This is a genomic window from Alteromonas sp. R7, from assembly GCF_055755235.1.
In genome coordinates, this window is the sequence record NZ_JBVTQX010000003.1 from 26,071 (window position 1) to 39,235 (window position 13,165).

Annotated in this window: 8 protein-coding genes; 7 read left to right on the forward strand and 1 reads right to left on the reverse strand. The window is 41.8% G+C overall.

The window, feature by feature from the left end; all coding sequences use genetic code 11:
* Positions 1-26: 26 nt before the first annotated feature.
* Genes AC0J2X_RS05815 through AC0J2X_RS05825 form a run of 3 tightly spaced genes read left to right on the forward strand, consistent with a single transcriptional unit; the run spans position 27 to position 6,948 of the window.
* Positions 27-1,502: a type I restriction-modification system subunit M gene (locus AC0J2X_RS05815; protein WP_472995863.1), complete on the forward strand. Its 1,476-nt coding sequence runs from the start codon at positions 27-29 to the stop codon at positions 1,500-1,502.
* Positions 1,502-3,232, forward strand: coding sequence for a restriction endonuclease subunit S (locus tag AC0J2X_RS05820; RefSeq protein WP_472995864.1), 1,731 nt, complete (start codon positions 1,502-1,504; stop codon positions 3,230-3,232). Before AC0J2X_RS05815 ends, AC0J2X_RS05820 begins: the two co-directional genes overlap by 1 nt.
* 26 nt (positions 3,233-3,258) lie before the next feature.
* Positions 3,259-6,948, forward strand: coding sequence for a reverse transcriptase domain-containing protein (locus AC0J2X_RS05825; protein ID WP_472995865.1), 3,690 nt, complete (start codon positions 3,259-3,261; stop codon positions 6,946-6,948).
* Between the two features lie 418 nt (positions 6,949-7,366).
* Here the strand turns inward: AC0J2X_RS05825 and AC0J2X_RS05830 are convergent, their stop codons facing one another.
* Positions 7,367-8,155, reverse strand: a complete 789-nt coding sequence (locus tag AC0J2X_RS05830; protein WP_061486124.1) for a ferredoxin--NADP reductase — start codon at positions 8,153-8,155, stop codon at positions 7,367-7,369.
* A 237-nt stretch (positions 8,156-8,392) separates the two neighbouring features.
* Here AC0J2X_RS05830 and AC0J2X_RS05835 point away from each other — a divergent pair, with 237 nt between their 5' ends.
* From AC0J2X_RS05835 to htpG, 4 genes are all read left to right on the forward strand, one after another.
* Positions 8,393-9,115 carry a hypothetical protein gene (locus tag AC0J2X_RS05835; RefSeq protein WP_039222834.1) on the forward strand — a complete coding sequence of 241 codons (723 nt, stop codon included), beginning with the start codon at positions 8,393-8,395 and terminating at the stop codon, positions 9,113-9,115.
* Between the two features lie 241 nt (positions 9,116-9,356).
* Positions 9,357-10,304, forward strand: coding sequence for a hypothetical protein (locus tag AC0J2X_RS05840; RefSeq protein ID WP_014950046.1), 948 nt, complete (start codon positions 9,357-9,359; stop codon positions 10,302-10,304).
* A gap of 5 nt (positions 10,305-10,309) precedes the next feature.
* Complete coding sequence (recR, locus tag AC0J2X_RS05845) at positions 10,310-10,909, forward strand: recombination mediator RecR (RefSeq protein WP_014950045.1); 600 nt, start codon at positions 10,310-10,312, stop codon at positions 10,907-10,909.
* A 240-nt stretch (positions 10,910-11,149) separates the two neighbouring features.
* Positions 11,150-13,072 (forward strand): molecular chaperone HtpG, encoded by a 1,923-nt coding sequence (gene htpG / locus AC0J2X_RS05850; protein ID WP_039236292.1) that lies wholly within the window; start codon positions 11,150-11,152, stop codon positions 13,070-13,072.
* Positions 13,073-13,165 lie beyond the last annotated feature (93 nt).

The window sequence follows — 13,165 nt, forward strand, 5'->3', positions numbered from 1 at the left end:
TAAAGAATCAGAGAAATAAAAAAAGTATGTCGATCAGTACCGTTATTAAATCCATTCAGGACATTATGAGAAAAGACGCTGGCGTTGATGGTGATGCCCAGCGTTTAGGCCAGATGTCATGGTTACTCTTCCTAAAAATATTCGATGCGCAGGAAGAAGAGCTGGAATTCGAAATGGATGACTACCGTGAGCCAATTCCACCTAAATACCTATGGCGCAATTGGGCAGCCGATGATGAAGGGATCACGGGCGATGAGTTAATGGAGTTTGTGAACGATGACCTATTCCCAGCGCTTAAAAACTTAACAGCGCCAATCGATAAGAATCCGCGAGGTTTTATCGTGCGCGAAGCATTCTCCGATGCTTTCAACTACATGAAGAACGGTACGCTGTTACGCCAGGTAATCAATAAGCTAAACGAAATCGATTTTACCGACTCAAAAGAGCGCCATTTATTCGGTGACATCTACGAGCAAATTTTACGTGATCTGCAAAGTGCAGGTAACGCAGGGGAGTTCTATACGCCCCGTGCGGTAACCCGTTTTATTGTAGACAGGGTAGACCCAAAGCTGGGTGATAAAGTCTTCGATCCCGCCTGCGGCACGGGCGGGTTTCTGGCCTGTTCCGTTGATCACGTAAAATCCAAATACGTAAAAACTGTAGCCGACCATAAAACCCTGCAAAGCCAAATTCACGGCGTAGAGAAAAAACAATTACCACACCTGTTAGCCACTACAAATATGATGCTGCACGGTATTGAAGTACCCGTGCAAATTCGGCACGACAACACGCTTAACCGCCCACTTTCAAACTGGGACAGTGAGTTCGATGTTATCGTCACCAACCCACCATTTGGTGGAACCGAAGAAGACGGTATCGAAAAGAACTTCCCCTCAGATATGCAAACGCGTGAAACTGCCGATCTGTTCTTACAGCTCATCATCGAAGTATTGAAAGACGGCGGACGCGCCGCAGTGGTATTGCCAGACGGCACGCTTTTTGGTGAAGGTGTTAAAACCAAAATCAAAAAGCTGCTGACAGAAGAATGTAATCTGCACACCATAGTAAGACTACCTAATGGCGTATTTAACCCCTACACAGGTATTAAAACCAACCTGCTTTTTTTCACCAAAGGGAAGCCAACCAAAGAGATTTGGTTCTACGAACATCCTTACCCAGAAGGCGTAAAAAACTACTCCAAAACCAAGCCAATGAAGTTTGAAGAATTTCAAACCGAACAAGAATGGTGGGGTACAGAAACAGATGGCTTTGCCAGCCGTGTAGAAAATGAGCAGGCCTGGAAAGTTTCAATTGAAGATGTTATCGAACGTAACTTCAACCTGGATATTAAAAACCCGCATGTAGGTGAAGTAGAAAGCCACGATCCAGACGAACTGCTACAGCAATACGAAGCACAGCAGCAAGAAATTCAGGCATTACGTGACCAGCTTAAAGGCATACTGGCAGAAGCTCTGTCATCAGGCTCTGAGGGTAAAGCGTAATGTCAGTAGAAAGTATCATTACTGAAAACATGGATATTTGGACATCGGCAATTAAAACCAAATCGACTTCAGGACGGGGTAGTTCTAACAAGTTTGAGCTTTATGGGATTAAAAAGCTTAGAGAGCTAATTTTAGAGTTAGCAATTCGAGGAAAGCTTGTCTCGCAAAATAGTGATGATGAGGCTGCAAGTGAAATTTTAAAAAAGGTCGAAGAAAGAAAGTTTCAACTGATAAAAGACAAAAAGGTTAAAAAAGCCAAATCACTCCCTCCTATATCGAGTGATGAAATACCTTTCCAATTGCCTCCCAGCTGGCAATGGTGTAGGTTCTCTGAGTTATTAGACTTTAGCGGTGGCGGTCAACCTCCAAAATCTTTCTTTAGTGAAACGATGCTTGAGGGGTACGTGCAGCTAATTCAAATACGAGACCTTGGCCCGAATCCACAGCCTGTTTACATTCCGAAAGAAAAAGCATCTAAATTTTGTTCTAAAGACGATATTATGGTGGGAAGATATGGAGCATCTGTTGGTAAGGTATTTTGGGGTAAAGAAGGAGCTTATAATGTAGCTTTAGTAAAAATTCACAATGACTTTAAAGCTTACACTCCATCATTCATATTTTTGTTGTTAAGTAGCCCGTTAGGACAATCATTTTTTGGCGGGGTTTCTCGTTCCGCTCAGGACGGATTTAATAAAAATGATATTGCACCCAAATTAATACCACTGTTAAGTTTTGAAGAGCAAAACCGAATCGTTGCTAAGGTCAATGAGTTGATGCTGCTTTGCGATCAGCTTGAATCACAAACTGAATCAAATATCGAAGCGCATCAAACACTCGTTAAATCACTACTAGAAACGCTCACTAACGCAAAAGATGCAGACGAGCTAAACGAAAGCTGGCAACGCATCAGCGCACATTTTGACGTGCTGTTCACCACAGAAGACAGCATCGACCAGCTAAAACAAACCATTCTGCAACTCGCAGTAATGGGCAAATTGGTAAAACAAGACCCCAACGACGAACCCGCATCAATACTCCTCGAACGCATCGCCGCAGAAAAAGAACAGCTAATTAAAGAAAAGAAAATTAAAAAACTAAAGCCATTGCCGTCAATTTCTGAAAGTGAAAAACCTTTTGGAATACCGAATTCATGGTGTTGGACTAGATTAGGGGACATCTATTCTTTCTTGAATGGATTCGCTTTTAAAAGTCACTGGTTTTGTAACAACGGTATCAAGCTTCTGCGAAATATCAATATAGGCCACGGAGAGACTCGCTGGATTGAAAAAGTCTGTATTCCTTTTGAAATGCGAGATGAGTTTGATAATTTTGAACTAGCCGAGGGGGATATAGTTATCTCGCTTGACCGTCCAATCATAAATACAGGTTTGAAATATGCGATAGTTAATCAATCAGACCTGCCATGTTTACTGCTTCAACGTGTCGCTAAATTTCATAGTATAGGTGACAGAGTATCAACATCTTTCCTTTCAAAATGGCTGGAGACAGATACGTTTATTAGCTCAATTAATCCTGGCCGAAGTAACGGTGTTCCTCACATCTCAACTAAGCAATTAGAAATGACACTGTTTCCTCTAATTCCTGAAAATGAGCAATTAGAAATCGTGAGAAAAGCAAATGAGATGCTGAGTATCTGTGACAGCTTGAAGTCTAAACTGGCTAGCGCGAGATCTACTCAGGTAAAGATAGCTGATGCAATGAATGGATGATGACTGAGAGTGAATAAGGGATTTTGATGAGATTAATAAACGAAAAGTATAGAGCGCTAAAACCAACTGTTGATTATCTAACCGATGAAGTTGTAATCGCTCAAGCATGGAAGAAAACACATAGTTATATTCGCTCTTTTAACTGGTATGCAGACACGCTAGAGCTTGATACCTCTGCTCTTTGTATCGAAGAAAATGCAAAAATTTGGGCACAAGAACTAGAAGATAATAAATCAATATCTGAGTTGGAGTTAGTACCCGCCGCCAAGAGCGAGCACTGGACGATCAGCAAAAGAGGCTGGCAACCCTTAGATGCGCGGGGAAAGAAAATCCCATTGAGACCACTGGCTCATATTCAAGTAAGAGATCAAACTTGGGCTACAGCAGTGATGATGTGCCTCGCTGATGCTGTAGAAACAGCTCAAGGAGATTGTTCCGAGCCAAACTTCGAAAAAGCACGTTCAAAGGGAATTTATAGTTACGGAAATCGACTTTTATGTGATTGGAATAAAGATGGCAAAGCTTGGTTTCGTTGGGGTAACAGTGAGGTTTATCGAAAATTCTTTACTGACTATCAGAACTTTCTTAAGCGGCCATTGGTGTTAGGAAGAGAAGTTGCGAACGTAACTGCTGGCAACGAAGAAGTCTTCATCGTTAATTTGGACTTATCTAAGTTTTACAACACCATCGATATTGAACTACTTATAGAGCGATTGATTAAGATATCAAATCAGTTTCACAATTCAGAGAAGCCTGAATCGCAGTTTTGGAACAGAGTTCGTGCTGTATTCGGTTGGAAGTGGCGAGAAGAGGACGAAAGCAGAGCCAAAGAAATAGGCTTCAAGCAAAAAGATATTGCGCTCGGTTTGCCTCAGGGATTAGTTTCCTCAGGCTTCTTTGCTAATGCTTACTTAAACGAGTTTGATAAAGAGATAGGAAGGCGCTTAGGTGACGCGTTAAATGCTAAAAGCAATATCGTGTTACATGACTATTGTCGCTACGTGGATGATATAAGACTTGTCGTCTCAGCCGAAAGTGATGCTGTTAGCGTTGTTAAAGAAACGGTCAATAAGTTCATCGACGATAAACTCAAAAGTTTTGGTGGGAAGAAACTTGAGCTTAATTTTGAGAAGACCAAGATAAATGTTCGTTCAGACTTAGATAATGATAGAAGTATGTCTAATAGGGTTAAGCTCATTCAAAGTGACTTAAGTGGCCCGAGCGACAGGGATTCTATTGAGTCAATCTCTGGAATTCTTGAAAACTTACTTTCAGTAGAGCCAGAAACTCTCGGCTTTCTGAACGACGATATTCCTGACTCACCTTTGTTGGCGATTGCTAATTTTGACCATGACGTGCGTCCAGATACTTTAAAACGTTTTGCTGCGAATCGATTAGAGAGCATTGTCAAAAGTAAACGGAAAATGACCTATGAAGGTGATGAGCTAGAGTTTAGAAAAAGCGAGGCAGAGAATGAGTTATTAGCTAAAAAACTCATTTATGCGTGGATGAAAGACCCTTCTTTAGGGCTTGTATTACGAAAAGCGTTGGAAATTTTTCCTGATGAAGATTTATTTGAGCCTGTTATTGAAGCGGTGTTCGCTCGAAGTAGTTTCTCAATAGAGTCAGGCAAATCTGATTTAGTGACCGCTTGGATGATGGACTATTTATTAGCAGATCTCTTCAGGTGTGCGAGTGATTTTAATGGATATTTTCAAGTCGTTGACTACCCATCATTCTTAAAGCCATTTTCTGTAATAGAACTGCTCGTTAAGTATGCTCAGAAGGTTATTGCTGCGGACTCTATAAATCATGACTTTGTGGTTCGCCAAGCGTTAATGCTCTTAGCGGTTGTCAATAAGCCTGTACTAAAAGACTTTGAAGAAGATACCATCCAAGTCGAATTACACAAAATATTGGCTAATTCAAATTTAAATTTTTCTGCAAAGCGAGCTGCTTTGTATGAGGTCGCGGGCCAAATAACGGGCAACTTTGATACTTATGCGGCACTTTTGCTTGAAGCGATTACCAGTGAGTCTGCTAACGACGCAAGGGACAGGTTAGAAGTTTTTGCTAAGCGGGGAGGCCCTTTTTGGTCAGCAATTTGGCGGCAATTAAAGAAGAAAAAGAAGACTTCTATTACAAACTTTTTTAAATGGGCGGAGCCACTGTCAAGCTCGCTGCCAAAGCCCAGAAAGCAAATTTTATCAAAAGTAATCAGTTCAGAACTGAATGGATTCAGAATCGAGCACGGTGTCCTGAAGTTAGCTCTAGGTTTACTTCAGTTAGTGGACGATAAGCCAGACATAATAGAAAGTTCTCCATCTGGTATAAGCGTAGATATAGGTGGTGCCAAATGGAACGAAATCTGGCAAACAAATGTAGATAGAGTTGATTGTAAGCCTAAGGTATGCAAAAGAGACCCACGATTTGCAATCCCAGACTGGATTGATAATGAAGCTGATAGCGATAAAGGTGTGCTTTACTGGATAGGCTGTTTACTCAGAGCTGCTGTATTAGGGGGGGCTGACTATACCGGAACGCTGTGGAAAGAGGGTAAAACGAATACATATAAAGGACTTAGGAGTAATTGGTATAAAAGACGTATGGGAATGATTCATAGTCCTGAAGCGCTGGTTGGAGAGTTTTCTACAGTCAGTGATTGGTTTTCTGATCTCCTCATGCGTTGTCTTCAGTGGCCTGGATTCGAGTCAACCTTTGTAAAGAGTAACGATGTAAATAGAATCGATAGTTTAGAGTCGTTCAGAGAGTGCCTGGAAGGCAGGTTATCAAAACTGAACAGTTTGATTTGCGAGACATCTTCATTGCCAGCTATACCTACCGAAGTCAAACGCCCACAAAATGACGATAGGGGCTTTAGGATCGTCACGGTTCAACAAATCGTGCCAAAAACCACGGATTTTAGTGCCTCTGATGTTGAGTTAAATAACCCCAAGATACGGGCTAAACATAGAGCGCATCTTGCAGCAATATGCAGACTAACTATTCGTACACTTGAAGCTAAGCGAATTGCTGATAGTGAAAACAGTGATTGCAGCGCAGACCTGATTGTTTTTCCAGAAGTATCAGTACATATAGATGACCAGGACTTGATAAAGCGGTTAGCTGACAAAACCAAAGCAATAGTATTTGCTGGATTAGTTTTCAAAGACCATCACGGAAAATTAGTAAACATTGGTCGTTGGTTCATACCTGACTATCGAGAGAGTGGTCGGCATTGGATTCTAAGAGATCAAGGTAAACAACATATGACGGCTAACGAGGTCTCATTAGGGATTTCTAGTTTCCGTCCATGCCAACATATATTAGAAATTAAAGGCCATAATGAAGGCCCATTCAATATTTCGGCGGCCATCTGCTACGATGCTACGGACATAAACTTAGCTGCCGACCTTAGAGACAAAACTGAGCTATTCGTGGTTTCTGCACATAACCGTGATGTGACGACTTTTGATAACATGGCCTCGGCCCTTCAATGGCATATGTACCAGCATGTGGTTATCTGTAATATCGGAGAGTTCGGTGGCTCAACAATCCAAGCGCCTTATAAGCAACAGTATGACCGATTGATTTCTCATGTTCATGGGACTGGGCAGATATCAATCAATATGGCCGATATCGATCTTGCAGCATTCAAGAGAAAAGTGAAAAAGTATAAAGAAGTGAAAGCTAAGCCAGCTGGAAAGAGGACTTGATTGAAGCTTCTTTAGTTATTAGTACACTTTGCTCAATCCATCATGGAGAGATGAAGGTATTCGCGGTATTATAATTGTAGATGATGGCACAATAGGTGTTTTTGTTTCTCTAAGCTGGTATTTTGGCGCTACTACATGGGGCCAAATAGGGGCCAAAAGTAAAGTAATAAAGAGTAATGTAGAGTGATGAAAATGATGTCTAAAACGCTACAGCCCCCTAAAAACAACATCTCAGCACAAATCAGCAACGAAGCCCCATTTGGCTTCAAAATGCCGTTTTAAATAATTATGTAAAGCTAGAAGCGATACAGCTTGCAAGTATTTTGCGAGTGAAATCATAGAAAGTCGCCGGCAACACGCCGGCGATTTTTATTGAAAACTTAAAATGTTGCCGATGGTCAGGCAAATGCGTTGCGCATTACTTTTCTATAAATGCTTGTTCAATTACATAATGCCCCTGACGACGCGAGTTAGCTTTCGAGAAGCCCTTGCCGTCTAGCATAGACATAAGGTCTTGTAGCATGTTGTCGTTGCCACATAGCATGAATCTGTCATTTTCAGTGTCTAATTCAGGCATACCTATATCATCCAGCAACTTTCCGCTTTCAATTAGCTTCGTTATCCGTCCTTCATGAGCGATACCGTTTTTCTCATAACTTTCTCTCGTAACAGTAGGATAGTAAATGAGTTTCTCACGCACTTCGTCACCGAAATAAGGGTTGTTAGGAAGTTGGTGCTCAATTTCGTCTTGATAGGCAAGTTCAGAGCGCCACCGCGTTCCGTGAACTAATATAATTTTTTCAAAGCTTTCATAAATGAAAGGATCTCTGATAATACTCATAAATGGTGCTAGACCTGTACCAGTGCTGAGCAAATAAAGATGTTTTCCGGGTAACAAGAAACCAGGCACGAGCGTACCTGTAGGCCTAACATTAATCATTACCTGGTCACCAGGTTCTATATTTTGAAGGCGAGAAGTAAGCGCACCATCTGGCACCTTAATACTAAAAAATTCCAATTCCTCATCATAATTTGGGCTTGCGATGCTGTAGGCCCTCATCAGTGGCCTACCATCTACTTCAAGACCAATCATAACGAATTGACCACTTTCAAAACGAAAAGATGATTCTCTCGTTGTTTTGAAACTAAACAGAGTGTCATTCCAATGGTGAACTTGGGTTACGGTTGCGTTTATAAGATTTCGCATTCGTTTTCCTACTTACTTAGTCATCAAGCCATGCTGCCATTCTCGCACACTTTACAATATGATAATAGTTATCATTAACGTTTGTGGTGTCGGTATACGCACGTAAAATCTAACGTGCTATCAGTTTTAAATAAGTATTTTTAGCAATAGTTCAACCAGGCCTTTCTTCCGTAACATTAAAACACTGTCACATTCAGTCATTTAGCTTGCGCATAGCAAAGGAACACAAATAATAGAATGTGGCAGTTCGAAATGAGGAAGGACGCTGTGTTAGCAAAAATGTTAAAACGCTTTCAGGCCCAACGTGATTGTGCCGTCGAAAATCCGTCTATCAATAATACCGCTGTATCCCTTTGGAAGGACACAGGCCAAGTCTACTATCTAGAGAACACGCTGAAGCTTACTTATCAGTCCAACGCGGGAAAGATAACAATTGAAAAGCTCTCAATGACGTCTTTACCTCAAGTTCTTGCTGAGCTTCAAGCATTGGATACCGTCTCAACGCTAGCGCGAAAGGAAACTGCTAATCAGGTAGATGCATTTAGTGTTAGTGTGTGTGGTGTAACTTGGCAAACCGCAGACAATGGTCAGAGCATCCGTATTAAAGCGCTTCCAGAAGCTGCTACTCTGCGCAGCCCTACTGCCTGCTTCACAAAGTCTCAAGCAATTTTCAAACACGCCTTTATGCTTGAACATGATGACTTACTCACACCTGCATCATTGAGTAAGCCCGGGATCTTTACATACAATCGGATATCGTTAAATGATTTCATTAGTCAGTTAGCGCTGGCTAACGAAAAGTTAGCAAATGGGCAAAAAGCTACAGTGAGCGTTGGCCATCAAAATTTTGAAACTGCATTTACTGACCATGAGCAGTCAATCATTGAACAATTCATAAAGCACGATGAAACCGTATTCAATAAAGATGAACGTCAACGTCTACTTACTGATAAAGGTTAGGCTTGTTTTCAGCATGATACGTTGATAATTATGGGCTGATACACAGCTTACAAATATTGAGCGCATGCCCAACTCATCGACATTAACAGTAAAATCTCATTTAACCGTTGTTCCGTAGAAAAAGTGTCCCAAATAGTTGAATGATCGTTGTATCATTGCGTTTTTTATCTTTCAGAAAACTCAACGTGTTCAGTTAACCGCTAATCGCGAAAGTTAACTCGTTAAAATAGAGGTTTTAGTAGTGCTAAGGAAAGGCTTAGTTATCACCACGGTTATTTTACTACCCATCGCAACTGTGTTGTTTTTTATGAGTATTCACGACCTGTTTAAAATGAAAACAGTAACGGTCGACCCGAAGCTTAAGGAAATTTCAGGTATAGAATACGATAAATACAAAAGGCTTTGGGCCATTAACGACAGTGGCGATGGACCCATCCTTTATATGCTCAATAAAGATGGAACTATTGAGAGGGAAGTTACAGTTACAAATGCCAAAAACGTCGACTGGGAAGACATGACACAAAACAGTTTCGGTCATTTCTTTTTGGGAGACTTCGGCAACAATGACAACAAGCGACGCTGGTTAACGATTTATAAAATTGAAAACCCCATTGACATAAAAACCGATACCACAGAAGCAGAAATCATTAAGTTTACTTACCCGGAAATGGGAAAAGGAAAAGTAAAACCGAAAGACAAGAACTACGATTTGGAAGCGTTTGTAGAGTACAAGCGTAACCTCTACCTGTTTACAAAAAATAGAACAAAACCCTTCGATGGCATCACCAAGTTGTATAAGGTGGGGGATCATGCCGCTAACTTTGACGCACAGCTCATCGGCGAATTTAAAACCTGTACCACCCTTGAAAAGTTATGCTGGATCACATCGGCTGCAATAAGCCCTGATAGGACTAAACTGGTGCTGTTAGATTCAACAAGCCTGTGGTTATTTGAAAATTTTGAAGGCGATAACTTCTTCAGTGGCGATGTGTCGCGTATTGATTTAGGCGTAGTCACACAAAAAGAGGCAGTGACGTTTTATGACGACAACACGCTGGTTTTCACCGATGAAGAGTACAAGGGGTTATTTGGGGGCAACATTTATGAAGTTAAGCTCGACCAAGCAAAGCGGAACGTGATTAAATACCGCGAAAGCTCGAATCAAAAAGAAAAAGCACCAAAGCAGTAAATACTATGAAGTTCAGTCCGCTACTCTCAGAATTAATTCAGGCACTAACGTGTCTTCCCGGCGTTGGCAACAAGAGCGCTCAGCGTATGGCATTCCACCTATTAGAGCGTAATCGCACTGGGGCAATTGATTTAAGCAACGTATTACACAATGCCATGGAGCATATTCATCATTGTAAGCGCTGCAGAACATTTACTGAAGACGAGCTATGTGACATTTGTCGTCACCCTGAAAGAGAAGCAAGTGGCTTGTTATGTATTGTTGAAAGCCCACAAGACGTACTAGCAATCGAACAAACCTTAAGTTACAAGGGGCAGTATTTTGTGCTTATGGGTCATTTGTCTCCTATTGACGGCGTTGGGCCAGAAGAAATTGGTCTTACTGAGCTTGAGGCTCGTCTTGCCGCAGGTGGGATAAATGAAGTTATCCTCGCCACAAACCCGACTGTAGAGGGGGAGGCCACGGCACATTATATCGCTCAACTTTGTGCAAGCCATAACGTTGATGCGTCTCGAATTGCCCACGGCGTGCCGGTTGGGGGAGAGCTCGAGTATATTGATGGTAATACTCTCACCCACGCATTTTCGGGTCGCCGCAAACTATAGTACTGTAAATTGGGGTATACCCATTCTTAGTAATTAAAACACTCAACGTGGGTCTGCATCTGGCGGGCCTACGTCACGTTCTCTCTTATCGCTCGCCCACAATATACTCAACATCAAACTTTATTGAAGATAAATCTCCTTATAAAAAATAAATTTTCGTTCTAAACGTTGAAAAGTGCGTTGAGCGACCTTACCTGTTTAACATCAAACGTGATCCATTCAACGAGGAGATATTGGATTATGGCTGAAGCAGCCCAAAAAGAAACCCACGGTTTTCAAACAGAAGTAAAACAGCTTCTTCATCTGATGATTCACTCTTTGTATTCAAACAAAGAAATTTTTCTACGTGAGTTAGTGTCAAACGCGGCAGATGCTGCGGATAAGTTACGCTTTCGTGCGCTAGAAAATGACAGTCTTTACGAAAACGATGGCGAGTTAAACGTAAAGCTTAGCGTCGATAAAGAAGCAAATACCGTCACCATTACCGATAACGGTATTGGTATGACTCGCGATGAAGTCATTGCGAACTTGGGTACAATTGCTAAGTCAGGCACTAAAGACTTCTTTAGCAAACTTTCTGGCGATAGCGCTAAAGACTCACAACTCATTGGCCAGTTCGGTGTTGGCTTTTACTCTGCGTTCATCGTAGCTGACAAAGTAACGGTGCGAACTCGTGCTGCTGGTGCAGATGCATCGCAAGGTGTTGAGTGGATTTCAGACGGTGAAGGTGAATTCACTATTGCTGAAATCAACAAGCCTACACGCGGCACCGAGATTACGCTTCACCTACGCGAAGACGAAAAAGAATTTGCTGATGCATGGCGTTTACGCTCTATCGTAAGTAAGTATTCTGATCACATCAGTATTCCTGTGCAGATGTGGAAAGATGAAGTGCCTGAAAGTGAAGGCCCTGATGGCGAAAAAATTGAAGGCCAGCCTGGTGAATGGGAAGTTGTAAACAAAGCCACCGCTCTTTGGACTCGTGAAAAGTCTGAGATTACTGATGACGAGTATAACGAATTCTACAAGCATATCTCTCATGACTTTGCTGATCCGCTTGCATGGGCGCATAACAAAGTAGAGGGTAAAACAGAATATACAAGTTTATTGTATATCCCTTCTAAAGCGCCGTTTGATATGTGGAATCGCGACCAAAGTCATGGTCTTAAGCTTTACGTTCAACGTGTTTTCATTATGGACGACGCCGAACAGTTCATGCCTACTTATCTACGTTTTGTTAAAGGTTTGCTAGACAGCAATGATCTTCCGCTTAACGTGTCTCGTGAAATTCTACAGGACAACAAGATAACGCAAGCGCTACGCCAAGGTTGTACTAAGCGCGTATTACAGATGCTTGAAAAAATGGCGAAGAACGACAATGAAAAATATCAGTCGTTCTGGAATGAATTCGGCAACGTGTTAAAAGAAGGGCCGGCTGAAGATTTCAGTAACCGCGAGAAAATTGCTGGCTTGCTACGCTTCTCTTCTACACATGGTGAGTCTGATGCACAAACCGTATCATTAGCTGACTATATTGAGCGAATGAAAGAAGGCCAGGATAAGATTTATTATGTGACAGCAGATAGCTTGCAAGCTGCCAAGTCTAGTCCTCACCTTGAGATTTTCCGCAAGAAAGGAATTGAAGTGCTATTGATGGGCGAGCGCATTGACGAATGGTTAATGTCTCACCTTACTGAGTTTAACGAGAAGCAGTTTGTCTCAATTGCGAAAGGAAACTTAGATTTAGGCGACTTAGAAGACGAAGAGTCTAAGAAGGCGCAAGAAGAAGCAGAAAAGCAAGTTGAAGGTGTTCTTGAGCGAGCTAAAACAGCACTTGGCGATAAGGTCGTAGACGTTAAATTTACCCATCGCTTAACAGACTCACCTGCAGTCATCGTAGCAGATGACAATGGCATGACTACGCAAATGATGAAGCTTATGCAGGCAGCAGGGCAGACCGTGCCAGACGTGAAGTATCACTTTGAACTTAACCCTGAGCATAGCTTGGTGAAGCTGCTGGCAGATACCCAAGATGAAGAGCTGTTTAATCAGTGGGTAGGCGTATTGTTTGATCAAGCTGCATTGTCAGAACAGGGTAGCTTGAAAGACCCATCTAGTTTTGTTCAGAACTTGAACACGCTTCTAATGAAGTTAGCTAAATAAAGCAATAAACCATTAGGTTTACATTTAAAAACGGGCGTAATGCCCGTTTTTTTATTTCTACGACTAACAAAAGTAAGTTTAGCCATTTTATTG